Here is a 15002-nt window from a genome sequence, read left to right as displayed (position 1 = left end):
GGACCGGCGCGGGGTCGGGCGCCGGCCCGACCACGGGCGGCGCGCCGCAGAACCCGGTCCCCCCGCCCGCCCCCGGCCCGGTCCAGCCGCCGGCCCCCCAGCCCCAGCCCCAGCCGCCGAAGCCGCCCACGGCGGTCACGCCGCCGGCCCCGCCGGCCCCGCCGTCCTACGCCGCGTACGCCGGACCCGGCTGCTCCTCCGACGGCACGGGCTACTCCGAGAAGGGCCGGTCCTCCGGCTCCAAGGACTGGGTCACCCGCTCCGACGGCGGCGGGGGCTGCAGCGGCCAGTTCACCTCGGTGCCGATGTCCGGGGACCGGAACAAGGACGACGAGAACTCGGTGGTGTGGACCTTCACCACCGGCCGGGTCTCCACGGGCACCTGCCGACTGTCCGTCTACATCCCGAACGGCGGCGACCTCAAGGCGGTCGGCGGCGCCCCCGCGTACTACACGGTGCAGGACGGCGGCAGCACCAGCGGCTCGTTCTCGATCAACCAGCCGCAGAACCTCGGGCGGTGGGTGAACGTCGGCACCTACCCGGTGAGCGGCAACCGGATCGCGGTCGTGCTCCACACCCGCGGCATCGACTGGGGCAGCACTGCCGGAGCCCACCTGGCCGCCTCGACCGTGAAGGCCGACTGCACCGGATGACCCGCCCCGCGGCGGACCGGGGCGACTGACACACAAGCAGAACGAAGGGAACAACCCGAGCCATGTCGCGCCACGTCTTGACGGTGTGCCAGGAACAGAGGGCGGGCGGCGCCTACCGCACCATCGGCGAGGCCCTGGAAGCGGCCCGCAGCGGGGCGGTGATCTCCGTACGCCCCGGGCGGTACGAGGAGAACCTGGTGATCACCAAGATGGTCACCATCGCCGCCGAGGACGTCCGCGGCACCGTGCAGATCACCCCGCGGCGCGGCTGCGTGGTCCAGGTCGTCGCCGAGGCCGTGCAGCTCACCGGCCTGGTCCTGCACGGTCAGGACGAGGAACTGCCCGCCGTGGACGTCCCCCGCGGCCAGGCCGCCCTCCAGGACTGCGAGGTGGTCGGCAACTCCTGGACGGCGGTGCTGACCCGGCAGCAGGGCGCGCTGGCGATGCGCGGCTGCCGCGTCGTCAACTCGGCGGGCGCGGGCATCGTGGAGACCTCCACCGGGGCCAGCGTCATCGAGGACTGCGTCATCGAGCACCTCGGCACCTCCGCGCTGGTGATCGGTGAGAACGCCGACCCCGTCGTCCGCAACTGCGTCATGCGCGACGCCCGGGGCAACGGCGTGTGCGCCAACGGCGAGGCCCGGGGCACCATCGAGGGCTGCGAGATCTCCACCACCGACAAGCCCGCGATCGCCCTGGAGGAGCGCAGCACCACCCGGGTGCTGCGCACCGCCGTCCGCGACGCGCCCGTCGGCGTCTACATCAGCTCCGCCTCCCGGGTGCAGTTGGAGGACTGCACCTTCACCGCCACCACCGGCCACGGCATCATGCTGGGCGGCGGCACCGACCCGCTGCTGCGCCGCTGCCGCACCGTCCGCACCCGCGGCCACGGCATCCACGTCACCGCGCGCTCGCGCGGAACCTTCGAGGACTGCGAGGTCGGCGGCGCCGAGACGGTCGGCGTGCACGTCGACGGCTCGGCCGGCCCGGTCATGACCAGGCTGGCCGTGCGCGACTGCGGCGACACCGGGGTCGACCTCACCGGGGACAGCACCCCCGAGCTCGACCGGCTGGAGGTCCGCGACGTACGCGGCGCCGGGGTCCGGATCAGCGCGGGGGCCAACCCGCTGATCCGCCGCGCCACCGTCACCGACGCCGGGGGCAACGGGGTGGAGGCGGTCCGGGACGGCCGCGGAAGGCTGGAGAACTCCGAGGTCCTGGCCGCGGGCGGGGCCGGCGTGCTCATCGCGGACGGCGCCAACACCTTCGTCGGCGCCACCACGGTCCGCGGGGCCCGGGGCGCGGGCGTCCACGTCGGCGAGGCCGGGGTGGCCGTGCTGCGGGACTGCGAAGTCGTCGACTCGGCCTCGGACGGCGTGGCCGTCGACCACGGCGAACTCACCTGCACCCGGGTGCGGGCGCGCGGAAACCGACGGCACGGGGTCCGGCTCGGCGCCGGCGCCCGCGTCGTCCTGACCCAGGTCGAGGCATCGGACAACACCGGGGACGGGATCCGCGTCGACTCGGCCGAGGCGGTCCGGGTCACCGGCTGCACGGTCACCGGCAACCGGGGCTCCGGGCTGCGCCAGACCGTCCCCAGTACCCGGCTCTCGGTGGAGAACCTGCACAGCCGGGAGAACGGCACCCCCGATGCGCACGGCTCGGCGAGCGCCGCACCCGGGGCCCCGGGCGCGGCGGCCACCGCCGTCGACCCCGGCCGGCCGGGCGAGCCGGCCGAGCCCGCAGCGCCGCCGGAGCCCGGACTGCAGGGGCCGCTGGAGGTGCTGGCCTCCCTGGTCGGCCTCACCGCTGTCAAGGAGCAGGTCGCCACCCTGGTCAACCTCAACAAGCTGGCCCGGCGCCGCGAACTCGCGGGCATGCCCGCCCTGCCGATGAGCCGGCACCTGGTCTTCGCCGGGCCGCCCGGCACCGGCAAGACGACCGTCGCCCGGCTCTACGGCAGCATCCTGGCGGACCTCGGGGTGCTGCGCAGCGGCCACCTGACCGAGGTCGCCCGCGCCGACCTGGTCGCCTCGATCATCGGCGGCACCGCGATCAAGACCACCGAGGTGTTCACCGAGGCGCTCGGCGGGGTGCTGTTCGTCGACGAGGCGTACGCGCTGTCCGCCGGATCCGGCGGCAGCGGCCCGGACTTCGGCCGCGAGGCGATCGACACCCTGGTCAAGCTGATGGAGGACCACCGCGACGACATCGTGGTGATCGTGGCCGGCTACTCCGCCGAGATGACCGACTTCCTGGCCAGCAACCCGGGACTGGCCTCGCGGTTCAGCCGCACCGTCGAGTTCGCCAACTACGAGGTGGACGAGCTGGTCACCATCGTCGAGCGGGCGGCCGGCGGACACGGCTACGAACTCGCCGACGGCACCCGGGAGGCGCTGACCGCGCTGTTCGACCGGATGCCCAAGGGCGCGGACTTCGGCAACGGCCGGGCCGCCCGCAAGGTCTTCGAGGAGATGGTCGACCGGCAGGCCACCAGGCTCGCCCAGCTGCCCGAGATCACCGACGCGGACCTGGCGGTGCTGGTGGCCGAGGACACCGGGCAGGAGGCCGCCGGGCCGCAGCGGGGTGCGGACAGCGCCGCCGTCCTGGCCGAGCTGCGCGCCATGGTCGGCCTGCCCGAGGCCAAGGAACAGGTCGAGGACCTGGTGAACCTGATCACCCAGGTGCGCCGCCGGGAGGAGGCCGGGCTGCCGACCGCCGCGATCAGCCACCACCTGGTCTTCGCCGGCCCTCCCGGCACCGGCAAGACGACCGTCGCCCGGCTGTACGGGCGGCTGCTGGCCGAGCTGGGCGTACTGCCCTCGGGCCAGCTGGTCGAGACCGCCCGCGCCGACCTGGTCGGCCGGTACGTCGGCCACACCGCGCAGCTCACCAAGGAGGCCTTCGACCGGGCCCGGGGCGGCGTGCTCTTCGTCGACGAGGCCTACACCCTCACCCCTCGCGGCGGGGCCGGCAACGACTTCGGGCAGGAGGCCGTCGACACCCTGATGAAGCTGATGGAGGACCACCGCGACGAGGTGGTGGTGATCGTGGCCGGCTACGAGGAGGAGATGCGCGGCTTCCTCGCCTCCAATCCCGGACTGGCCTCGCGCTTCTCCCGGCAGGTCGAGTTCGGGCACTACACGGACGAGGAACTGGTCACCATCGTCGGGATGCACACGGAGAAGGCAGGGTACGTCCTGGCCCCGGAGACCGTGGACGCGCTCACCCGCGCCTTCGCCGCGATGCCCCGCGACCGCACCTTCGGCAACGGCCGCACCGCCCGGCAGACCCTGGAGGGCATGATCACCCGCCAGGCCGGGCGGCTGAGCCGGCTCGACGTCGCCGACCTGGCCGAGCTCAGCCTGCTGCTGCCGCAGGACCTCGCCCCGGCGCGGTCGGGCAGCGCGGTATGACCGGGCGTCGGGCACGGGCCGCGGCGGGACTCGCGGTCGCCGGGGCCCTGCTGGCCGCTGCCGCCCCGCCGGCCACGGCGGCACCGGCACCCACCGCCCCGGCCACCGCGGTGCCACCGCCGCTGATCGCCCAGACCCGTCCGGACGTGCAGAGGAACGGCTGCGTGAAACCGTCCGAGCGCCCGGCCGACACGGCGGGCTGGGCGCAGGCCGCGCTGCGCCCCGAGGAGGCCTGGTCGCTGAGCCGGGGCGCCGGCGTCACGGTCGCGGTGGTCGGCTCCGGGGTGGACGCCGCGCAGCCGTCCCTGTCCGGGCGGCTGCGGCTCGGGCCCCGGCTCGTCGGCGCGGGCGATGCGGGCCGCGACTGCGTCGGGTACGGCACCTTCGCGGCCGCCCTGGTGGCCGGCCGACGCACCGGCGACGCCGGCCCGGCCGGGCTCGCCCCCGAGGCGCGGGTCCTGGCGGTCGCGGTCACCGACGATGCCGGGGCCACCACCCCGGACCTGCTGGGCGGCGGTATCCGCGCCGCCGTCGACGGGGGTGCCCGGGTGATCGCGGTCGAGGTGCCCGTCCCCGGGCCGAGCGACGCGCTCGGCGACGCGGTGGCGTACGCGGCGGCCCACGGCGCGCTGATCCTCGCCCCGGCGGCCCCGGACGGTCGCAGCAGCAGCGCGCCGGTGTTCCCCGCCTCCTACCCGGGCGTGCTGGCGGTGGCCTCCACCGGGCCGAACGGCCCCTCCGGCGGCGGCCCGGGCGGGCGGGTCGACCTGGCCGCCCCCGGCGAGCTCGTGACGGGCACCGGCCCCGGTGGGGGCCTGTTCACCGCTTCGGGGCCGGGCTGCGCGACCGCCTACGCGGCCGGCACGGCGGCCCTGGTGCTCGCGCTGCGGCCCGAGCTGACCGCGGAGCAGCTGACCCGGCGGCTGGAGGCGACCGCCTACCACCCGGGCACCCGGCTGCCGGACGCCGCGGTGGGGTTCGGGGTGGTCGATCCGGTCGCCGCCGTCACCGGCTCCTGGCCTGAGGCGGCCCGCTCCGACGTGTCGGGAGACCCGGTCCTGGTCGGTCCCGGGCCGGACCGTTCCGAGGCCTGGCGGGCCCTCGCGGTGGCGGGCACCAGCACCGGCGTGGTCCTGCTGGTGGGTTTCGGCGCCCTGACCGCACGGGTCGGTCGCCGACGGACGGAACGCGCCGCGGGCTGACGGCCGACGCGGCGCGCGGGTGCGGGCACGGTCCGGTGCCACCGGGGAACGAGGCCGGGCAGGATTGAACACACCCGGGCCCGTTTTACGTTCAACCACACGACGGTGCCGAGACACGGCAGGCGAGCGGCCCCGCGTCCATGGGGCGGCAGACGGGTGAGGTGGGCTCCGATGGCGACCACGGCGGTGGTCCCCGACGGTGGGAGACTGACGGTCATGACGGACGGTCGGGACGGGAACGGACAGGACGACGAGGCGACGGCGCGCCGGCTGATCGCCGCCTGGCTGGCGGGCGAGGCCGAACCGCCGGCCGGCCCGGCCCGGTCGGCCGGGACGCTCCCGCCGGGCTGGACCGTACCCCCGGCCCCCGCCCGGGACGTCGTCGGCACGGCCCGGCGACTGGCCCTGGACGGCCTGGCCGGACGCGCCTGCCCCGCCCCCGGTCCCGACGACCTGCTGCTGGCCCGCGTCCTCATGGTCGACGAGCACCCCTCGGCCGCGGCCTGGACCGAGGAGGAACGCGTCGAACTGACCGGCTGGGTCGCCGTCCTGGTGCGGCGCTTCGGGGAGGACGGCGTCCAGCAGCTCACCGCCGCGCTCACGGTCGGCCGCTGAGGTCCCCTCGGGAGTGGGCGGGCCCGCGGCGGCGCGGCAGGGGTCCGACGGAGTCCGACGGAGTCCAACGTCCGCCAACGCGGGGGCCGACGGCGCCGTTGGGCGGACGTTGGCGGCGGCTGGGACGGTTTTCCCGTCAGGGCGAGGCACCGGGGCTCATCACACACCGTCCCAGCGGCTGCCCGCCGATTCCGTTGTACCGGAGCGAAGGACAGAGCCGTGGCCGAGGAAGCCGTCGACTCACCAGCGGGCGCCGAGCAGCGCGCCGAACACCCCTCCGGGGGCCGCACGACCCTGGACCAGGACACCCTCGCCGAGCTGTACCGGGTGCACGGCCCGGGCCTGCTGCGCGCCATGCTCCGGGTCACCAGCGGTGACCGGGGCAAGGCGGAGGACATCCTGCAGGAGACCTTCCTGCGGGCCTGGCAGAACCCGGCCGCCCACGACCGCGGCATCGAGGAGAGCCGTCCGTGGCTGTTCACGGTGGCCCGCCGGATCGCGATCGACCACTTCCGGACCGCCAGTGCACGGGCCCGGGAGGTCGGCGACGTGTCGCCCGACGAGTACGCCGCCACCAAGGACCCGTACGACGAGGTGCTCACCGCCCGCGACGTGGCGGGGGCGTTGGCGGAGCTCCAGCCGCACCACCGCGACGTGCTGGTCGAGCTGCACCTCAAGGGTCGCTCGACGGCCGAGGTCGCGTCGTCGCTCGGCGTCCCGGTCGGGACGGTGAAGTCCCGCAACTTCTACGCGGTGCGGGCGTTGCGGCCGATCCTGGCGGCCCGGGGGATCCCCGTCGCCGTGGTCTGAGAGGCGAGTTCACCCACGAGTTCGCCGTCGATCACGGCGATCCGCGCCCCGAGCTCGGCGACGCCGCCCGTGTCGCCGAGCTCCCCGTGCAGCCGCAGCGCGGTGCGCAGCCGCGCCACCGCCGGGCCCGCACGCCCGGTGGACAGCAGGAAGTCGGCGTAGCGCTGCTCGACCGCGGCCTCCAGGTGGCGCGCCGCGCTGGCCCGGCAACGGGCCGCCGCCTCCTCCCAGGCCAGCTCCGACTCCTCCACCAGGCCGAGCAGCCGCAGTGCCTGGGCCTCCTCGGCGAGGGCGAGCAGGTGGAAGGTGGCGTGCGGGTGCGGGGCCAGCAGCCGCCGGGCCTCGCGGGCGTGGCGCAGCGCCGTCAGCCCGTCGCCGCTCAGGTTCGCCAGGGTCGCCGCGGTGCTCATGACCGCCGCGCCGGCCTGGTGCAGGCCGAGTTCGTCCAGCCGGCGCACGGTCGTGTCGGAGAGCCGTCGGGCCTCGGCGAGATCGCCGTGGTCGGCGAGCGCCACCGCCAGCACGCCCATGGAGTAGATCTGTGCGGGGCCGTCGTGGTCGCGGGTGCGTTCGTCGGCCCGGCGGGCGATGGCCAGCGCCTCCGTGGGACGCCGCTTGCCGCTGAGCGCCCGCGCGGTGGCGGCCTCCATCAGGGCCGTCGCCATCGGATCCCCGGTCCGGGTGGCCGCGGCGAGCCCGTGCCTGAGGCAGTCCAGCCGGTCGGTGAGCCGACCGGCCCCGAAGTAGAGGCAGTTGGCGAGGAACGCCAGTTGCCAGGCGCGGTCGTCCTCGCCCGCCTCCGTCCCGGCGGCGACCAGGGCCCGTACGGCGGGCTCCTCGGCGCGGAACCAGTCCAGCGCGGAGCGCACGTCCGGCAGGTCGGGCAGCGCGGGCGGGGGGAACTCGACCGGCCGCTCGAACTCCGTCAGGTGCGGCTGGAGCAGGCAGGCGCCCGCGGTGGCGGTGGCGAGGTAGTAGTCGAGCAGCCGGACCAGGGCCGTGTGCCGACCCGCAGGCGGCCCGGCGTCCAGCAGCTCCCGGCCGTACAGCCGGATCAGGTCGTGACGCCCGTACCGGCCCGGGGTGGTCTCGCAGAGCAGGTGGTGGGCGGTCAGGGCGCCGAGTGCCCGCCGGGCCTCTCCGGCCGGGACCGCCAGCAGTGCGGCGGCGGCCGGTACGTCCACCTCCGGTGCGGGGGTCACCGCCAGCAGGGCGACCAGCCGGCCGGCGGTCGGCGGCAGCCGACGCAGCGTCAGGTTGAGTGCCGAGCGCACGCTCACGCCGCCGTGGGCATCCAGCGCGGGCAGCCGGGTGCGCTCGTCCTCGACCTCGGCGACGAGGGCGCCGACCGTCCAGGCCGGCTGGGCGGCGAGCCGGGCCGCGGCGATCCGCAGCGCGAGCGGGAGGCGGTCGCACAGCTCGGCCAGCCGTCGGGCGGCCGCCGGCTCGGCGGCGAGCCGCTCCGCACCGAGGACCTGGGCGAGCAGACCGAGCGCGTCGGCCTCGGGCAGCGCCTCCAGTCGCAGCAGTGCGGCCCCCTCGGAGACGACCAGGTCCTCCAGGGTGTTGCGACTGGTCACGACCGTCGCGCTGCGCGGGCCGGCCGGAAGCAGCTCGGTGACGTCGGCGGCGCTGCGCACGTTGTCGAGCAGGACCAGCAGTTCGCGGTCGGCGGTGAGTGTCCGGTAGAGCTCCCCCCGCCGGGCGCGGTCCTCGGGGATCTCGGCCTCGGCGAGCCCGAGCGCCCGCAGGAACCGGCCCAGCACCTCGCCGGGGTCGCTGGGGCAGGCCGGGTCGAAGCCCCGCAGGTCGTGGTGCAGGTGCCCGTCGCGGAACCCGTCGGCGGCGGCGTGGGCCCAGCACACCACGGTGGCGGTCTTCCCGGCGCCGGCCGCGCCCACCACCACGGCCAGCGCGTGGTCGGGGCGGTCGGCGCCGCAGGCGTGGTCGAGCCAGTCCAGTTCCGCGGACCGGCCGACGAAGCCGGGCGTGCGGCGGGGCAGCGAGCCCGTCGCGGGCCGGGCGGCTGCGCCGGCGGCCTGCCGGGGGAGGGGTGACGGCCGGTCCGGTACGGCGGCGGGCTCTGCTCGGTCCGGGGTGCCGCCCGGATCCGCCGGGGAGCGCTCGTCGGCGAGGACGGCCGTCAGGGCGGCCTGCAGTGCCGCGCCGGGGCGCAGGCCGAGCTGGGTGGCGAGGCCGGTGCGTGCGCGGTGGTAGAGCTGCAGCGCCTCGGCCGGGCGCCCGGCCTGGTGCAGGCAGCGCACCAGCAGGGCGGCGGTCGGCTCCTGGAGCCATTCGGTGTGCAGGAGTCGTTCGAGGACGGGGAGGGCCGTGCTGCCCCGGCCGGTGCGCAGCAGCCGTTCGGCCCAGTCGTGCACGGCCTGTTCGTGGGCGCGCTCCAGTCGGCCCGCCAGCTCGTGCCGCCGTTCGGTGTCGGGCAGATCGGCGAGCGCGTCGCCCTCCCAGAGCCGGAGGGCTTCGCCGAAGAGGTCGGCCGCCGTCGCGTCGTCCGGCTCCTCGCCGGCGCGGGCGGCGAGCGCGCGGAAGCGGTGGACGTCGACCGACGCCGCGTCACCGTCGAGGAGGTAGCCCGGCGACTGGGTCTCCAGGGTGAGGGAGGTGCCGTTCAGGTGCTTGCGCAGTGCGGCGACGTGGCCTTGCAGTACGGCCTTCGCCTGCGCCGGGGGCGTTTCGTCCCACAGCAGGTCGTAGAACCGCTCGATCCGCACGCACCGGCCGAACTCCAGGGCCAGCAGGGCCAGTACGCCTCGGCGCTTGGCCCCCTGGACCGGGATGGTCCGGTCGTCGGCGGCCCTGAGCTCGGTCGGCCCGAGCAGCCGGATGCGCATGTGCTCCCCATGGGTTCGGCGTCCGGCAGTTCTGCCGGGCAGCCATTCAATCATTCCTTGCGCAGAGTGACTCTACGCGCGTCACAAGAGGTGGCCGACGGCCTTCGGGGTGACGGAGATGCCGTGTCCATGGTGATCGGCAGGTGAACTCCGCACGAAGCTTGGGTATCGCAGATCGGTGCTCGGGCAGGCCAAATCCGAAGCGAAGTATGCCAGTTGGGTTTCCTTACCATTCCCGGCGGGGGCTTGGACGAAGATCGACCGCCTCCATATCCTCGGCCCGTCCCACCCAGTCCAGCCCGTTCCGGCCCGTCCCCGTTCCAACCCGTCCCCGTCCCGTCCCCCAGGCGCTCAGGAGAGAGTGTGCGCGTCCGGCTGCTCGGCCGAGTCGAAGTCTGCTGTGAACAAGGGCGCCCGGTCGTCGTGGCCGGCGCCCGCCGTCGGGCCGTGCTCGCCCTGCTCGCAAGCGAGTTGAACCACCCCGTCCCGGTCGAGCGGCTGCTCGACACGGTGTGGGACGGCGCGCCGCCGCCGACCGCCCGGGCCGCCCTCCAGGGCCACGTCTCCGCCGTCCGGCGCGGACTCGGCGAAGGCCTGTGCCTGCTGACCAGGCCCGAGGGTTACGTCCTGGTCGGCGAGCCGGAGCTGGTCGACGCCACGCGCTTCGAACGCCTGACGGCCGCCGCCGAGGAGGCCGCCGACGCCGAACGCGCCGTCGGCCTGCTGCGCGAGGCCCTCGACCTCTGGGACGGGCCGGCCCTGACGGACTGTGGCTCACGCACCCTCACCGAGACCACCGGCCGTCGGCTGGACACCGCCCGAGTCCTGGCCGCCGAAGCGCTGGCCGAACGCCTGCTGGCGCTGGGCCGCGGCGCCCAAGCCCTCCCCGACCTGCAGGCCGTCGTCACCGCCGACCCGCTACGGGGGTCGGCCGCCGCCCTGCTGACCCGTTGCCTCCACCAGGCCGGCCGGGCCGCCGATGCCAGGCTCGCCCACGAGCGGGCCCGGACGAGGCTCGCCGCCCACGGCCTGACCCCGGGCCCGCTACTGCGCGCGGCGGGCACGGCCCTCGGCCACACCGAGAACGGCACCGCCGCTCCGGCCGCCGTCGCGCCGATCGGCGGCGCTCCGGCCGCCGTCGCGCCGACTGCCGTCGCACGGACCGGCGGTGCGCTGCCGCGGATGAACGTCGGCCTGGTCGGCCGCGCGGCCGAACTGCGGCAGCTGGACGACGCGACGCTGCGCGCCGAGGGCCGGCCGGTGCTGGTCACCGGGGTCGCCGGGGCCGGCAAGAGCAGCCTGGTCCTGCACTGGGCGCACACCCACGCCGACCGCTTCCCCGACGGCCGGATCCACCTGAACCTGCGGGGCTTCGGCGAGGAGGAGCCGCTCACCCCGGCCGAAGCCCTCGCCGCGGTGCTCGGCTGGCTGGGCGTCCCGGCCGCCGAGGTGCCCGGCGAACCGGCCCAGGCCGCCGCGCTGTTCCGCGCCCTGACGGAGGGACGCAGGCTGCTGCTCGTCCTCGACGGCGCCCGCTCCGCCGAGCAGGTCGAACCGTTGCTGCCCGCCGCGCCCGAGCCGGTCGTCGTCGTCACCAGCCGCTCCCGGCTGACCGATCTGGTGGTTCGCGAGGCCGCGATCCCGCTGCCGGTCGCGGGCCTGCCCGAGGAGGAAGCCGTCGAACTCCTCGGCCGGGTCGCCGGACCGGAGCGCATCGCTGCCGAGCCGGGCGCGGCCCGTCGGCTGGCCGCGCTCTGCGACCGGCTGCCGCTGGCCCTGCGGGTCGCCGGAGCCCGCCTCGCGTCCCGGCCCGCCTGGTCGCTGACCGACCTGGCGGAGGAGATGTCCGACCAGCGCACCGGCCTGGCCGCCCTCGCCACCGGCGGCGCACTCGGCATGGCGACGGCGCTCGGCCGCAGCGTCCGGGTGCTGCCCGAGGAGGCGCGACGCCTGTTCGCCCTCTCCGGACTGCACCCCGGCGAGACCCTCGACAGCGGCGACGCCGCGGCGCTCACCGGCGCCTCGCCGGCCCGCGCCCGCGAACTGCTCGCCGAACTGGACGCGGCCCACCTCGTGCTGGAGGCCCTGCCGGGGCTCTTCCAGGTCGACCGCCTCGCCCGGCTCTACGCCGTGGAGCTGGCCGCCGAACTGCCCTGCCCGGAGCGGGTGGCCGCCACCCGGCGGCTGCTCGACCACGTGGTGAACGCGGCGGGCGAGGCACTGAAGTGCGTGACCGGCGTCGTCCCGGCGCAGGGCGTCTCCGCCCGCGCGCTGCAGACCGCCGAGCAGGCCCTGGAGCTGGCCCGCCGGCTCGTCGGCGAACTGGTCCGTCAGGTGCCCGAACCGACCGCCCCCGAGCAGGCCGCCGACTCCGGGCGTGCCCGGCTGGTCGACCGGCTGAGCCGCACCCTCGACGGCTACCGGGAGGAGCGACCGGGGGACGGCCGGGGCGACCGGCCGGGGGCTCCCGAGGGTGCCGGGTCGGAGCGTACGTCGGGGGAGCCGGCGGTTCCCGAGCGTGCGGCTCCGGAGCGTGCGGTCGCCGTGGGGACGGTCCCGGCAGGGACGGCGGCGGACGACGCCGCGCCCGACCGGCTGGAGCGGCTGTTGGACGAACTGGTGCGCGGTGCCCCGGTGGAGCCGAGGGCGGCGCGGCCCGAAGGATCCCACCCGAGGCCCGCCGCGGACGCGCGGACCGCTCCGCCACCCGCGGGGCCCGGAGAGCCGGCGCCGGCGCCGACCGAGGCCGAGCGGGCCCGGACGACCGGGCCGGAGCCGCACGCCGGCAGAGCAGTCGACGGTCCGCCGGGCGGATCGCCGACCCGGTGAACCGGGGGCGGTCCGGTTCCGTGTCCCTCGCTGAGGACCCCTGCGTGCGGCGGTGACCCCGAGGACCGTGCCCCGGCCGGACACGGTGCCACCTCGAACCGGATCCCGTCCGCGCGGCCCGGCAGGACCGGGCCGGTGCCCCGAGTCCGCCCGCGCCAGGGCGCCGCGGCGGCGGGGACGGCCTCGCCCCCTTCCCCAGCCGAGGAGATCCCAGCCATGTCCAAACACCGGCTCAGCCGCCGTCGGCGGATCGCCGCCGCCGCCACCGCGCTCGCCGCCGGCGGCGTCCTGATCGTCGCGCAGAACGACGCTCCGGCCGCCGCCACCGACCCGGTCGGACTCAACTCCGTCTACGAGTACCTGGGCTGGGGCGACTCGGGTGACGCCCAGGACCCGGTCGAGGTGATGAAGGCGACCGGCATCCGGCAGTTCACCCTGGCCTTCCTGCTCGCCAACCAGGGCTGCGAGCCGGCCTGGGACGGCACGCGCCGGCTGACCGGCAGCGACGAAGAAGCGAAGATCAAGGCGATCCGCGCCGCCGGCGGCGACGTCGTAGCCTCCTTCGGCGGCTGGGACGGCGCCAAGCTCGGCGAGAAGTGCACCGACGCGGCCCAGCTCGCCGCCGCCTACCAGAAGGTGATCGACGCCTACCAGCTGAAGGCGATCGACATCGACATCGAGAGCACCGAGCTGACCGGAGCCGAATCCCGTCACCGGGTCGTCGACGCGCTCAAAGCGGTCAAGGCGAAAAACCCCGGCCTGAGGATCTACGTCACCTTCAGCACCGAGGAGAACGGCCCCGACGCCGACGGCACCGACCTCATCACGACGGCCGCCAAGGCCGGCCTGGAGGCGGACGGCTGGGTCGTCATGCCGTTCGACTTCGACCGCCACCAGGGCACCATGGTCGACGCCACCAAGTCCGCCCTCACCGGGCTCCAGCAGACCCTCGTCAAGGCCTACGGCTACGACCAGGACACCGCCTGGCGGCACGCCGGCCTGTCCTCGATCAACGGGCACAGCGACTCCCCGGACGAAGTGGTCTCCCCGGCGGATTTCCAGGCCATGCGGGACTTCGCCGCCGCCCACCACCTCGCCCGCTTCACCTTCTGGGCCGTCAACCGGGACCGCGCCTGCGCCGGGGCCTTCACCGCGGACAACGCCTCGAAGTGCGGCGGGATCCAGCAGAGCCCGTACGAGTTCACCAAGATCGTGGCCGGCTACCACGTCGACTCCACGTCCTCGGGCACGGCCACGCACTGCCCCGGCCCGACGGTCAGCCCCTCGCCGGAGGTCACCGTCCTCACGACCGCCTCGGCCCCGGCCGAGGCCGAGACCACGGCCGCCGCCCGGAGCGGCCGACCCGTCGGAACGCTCGCCCCCGGGCCCAGCGCCTCCGGCTCGCCGACCAAGCTTCAGACGGCGACGGAGGCCAAGCGCGGGAAGACGGCCTCCCCGACGGCCTCCCCGGATGATTCGGACGACTCCGGGGACACCGGGGACTCCGGGGACTCCGGGGACTCCGGGGACTCCGGGGACTCCGGGGACGAGACCACGAAGCCGAAGAACACCGCCGAGCCGGCCGATCCCACGCAGAGCGCGAAGCCCGACAAGCCCAAGAAGGGCGCCTCCAAGCCCACCACCGCGTCGGCCTCGCCGGAATCGGGTCCGCCGACGGCCACGCCCTCGAAGCACCGGACCTCCCCGACGGCCACCACGAGCACCGCACCCGTCACCCCTGCCCAGACCCCCACCACCGACTGCGCCACCACGGCCGACCCGGTGGTCACCCCGACCACCCCGACCACCCCGGCCGGGAGCCCGGGCGCCACGGCGACCTCGACGTCCACCGGTCAGCCCACCACCGAGCCGACACCCGAGCCCACTGCCAAGCCCATCACCGAGCGCCCGACCCAGCAGCCGGCCCCGAGCCGCACCGCGACTCCGGCCCCCACCACCCAGGCCCCGGCCCCGGTGGTCACCCCCACCGCGACGCCGACGGCGACCGCCACCCCGTCGCCGACGACGAAGCACACCGCCCCGGCCGCCGCTGCCGCCGCTCCCACCACCACCGCGGCCACGGACGCCAACGGCCAGCCCCTCGCCTCCACCGGGGGCGGCAGCGCCACCAGTGTCGTGGTCGCCGGAGCCGGCGCGCTGCTGCTGATCGGCGGCGGCTTCGGGATGGTCGGCAGCCGTCGCCGCCGGGCCGCCGAGGAGTCGAACTGACTCCGCACCGGATCGCTGCACGGCGTGACCGTTCTCCCGGGCAGGATCGAGCCTTCCGTCAGTTACTACGCCACGCCGGCGGAACTCCTGGTGCGTCTCGGGAGCTTCGGGCTCGGTCTCACCTGGAAGGTGCGGATCGACGATGCCCATCCGGTCACCAGGTCGCCGAGATCGGGAAGGATTCCGCTCCGGCGCCGGGATCGGCACCCTGGCGCTCCCGGCCCTGGTCGCGCCGTCGACGGGGACTTCGCGGGGTAGGCAGGCGATGAGCTGAGGGTGGTGCTGCGGGAGTTCGACAGCGGGAGTTCGACAGCGGGAGTCGGGAGGTCTGCACTGCGGACGCCTCGGTGATCCGGGAGATCCGCCGGCACTACCCGGACGCAGTGCCGACTCCTGAGG

The 15002-nt window shown here is 75.9% G+C and carries 7 protein-coding genes and 1 pseudogene; 7 read left to right on the top strand and 1 reads right to left on the bottom strand.

Features of this window, described 5'->3' with window-relative positions; genetic code table 11:
• The 5 genes and pseudogenes from ACFV04_RS26945 to ACFV04_RS26925 all read left to right on the top strand — a co-directional run.
• A pseudogene (locus tag ACFV04_RS26945) lies at positions 1–653 on the top strand (hypothetical protein); the annotation flags it as partial.
• Between the two features lie 62 nt (positions 654–715).
• Positions 716–4069: a right-handed parallel beta-helix repeat-containing protein gene (locus ACFV04_RS26940; RefSeq protein WP_380533063.1), complete on the top strand. Its 3354-nt coding sequence runs from the start codon at positions 716–718 to the stop codon at positions 4067–4069.
• Positions 4066–5271, top strand: coding sequence for a S8 family serine peptidase (locus ACFV04_RS26935; protein ID WP_380533060.1), 1206 nt, complete (start codon positions 4066–4068; stop codon positions 5269–5271). Before ACFV04_RS26940 ends, ACFV04_RS26935 begins: the two co-directional genes overlap by 4 nt.
• A 216-nt stretch (positions 5272–5487) precedes the next feature.
• Positions 5488–5886, top strand: coding sequence for a hypothetical protein (locus ACFV04_RS26930; RefSeq protein ID WP_380533057.1), 399 nt, complete (start codon positions 5488–5490; stop codon positions 5884–5886).
• A gap of 219 nt (positions 5887–6105) precedes the next feature.
• The gene (locus tag ACFV04_RS26925) at positions 6106–6696 is read left to right on the top strand and encodes a sigma-70 family RNA polymerase sigma factor (protein WP_380335940.1); all 591 of its coding nucleotides are present in this window, start codon (positions 6106–6108) and stop codon (positions 6694–6696) included.
• On the opposite strand, the gene ACFV04_RS26920 is transcribed toward ACFV04_RS26925, so the two are convergent.
• On the bottom strand, positions 6633–9545 hold the full coding sequence (locus tag ACFV04_RS26920) for a BTAD domain-containing putative transcriptional regulator (RefSeq protein WP_380533054.1): 2913 nt from the start codon (positions 9543–9545) through the stop codon (positions 6633–6635). The genes ACFV04_RS26925 and ACFV04_RS26920 overlap by 64 nt on opposite strands.
• A 423-nt stretch (positions 9546–9968) precedes the next feature.
• Here ACFV04_RS26920 and ACFV04_RS26915 point away from each other — a divergent pair, with 423 nt between their 5' ends.
• Positions 9969–12374 carry a BTAD domain-containing putative transcriptional regulator gene (locus ACFV04_RS26915; RefSeq protein ID WP_380533051.1) on the top strand — a complete coding sequence of 802 codons (2406 nt, stop codon included), beginning with the start codon at positions 9969–9971 and terminating at the stop codon, positions 12372–12374.
• A gap of 216 nt (positions 12375–12590) precedes the next feature.
• Entirely contained in the window at positions 12591–14603 is a 2013-nt protein-coding gene (locus ACFV04_RS26910; protein WP_380533048.1) for a hypothetical protein, read from the top strand.
• Positions 14604–15002 lie beyond the last annotated feature (399 nt).

This window comes from Kitasatospora sp. NPDC059599 (assembly GCF_042735125.1).
Lineage (GTDB): Bacteria > Actinomycetota > Actinomycetes > Streptomycetales > Streptomycetaceae > Kitasatospora.
This window is presented reverse-complemented; position numbering and strand designations above follow the sequence as displayed.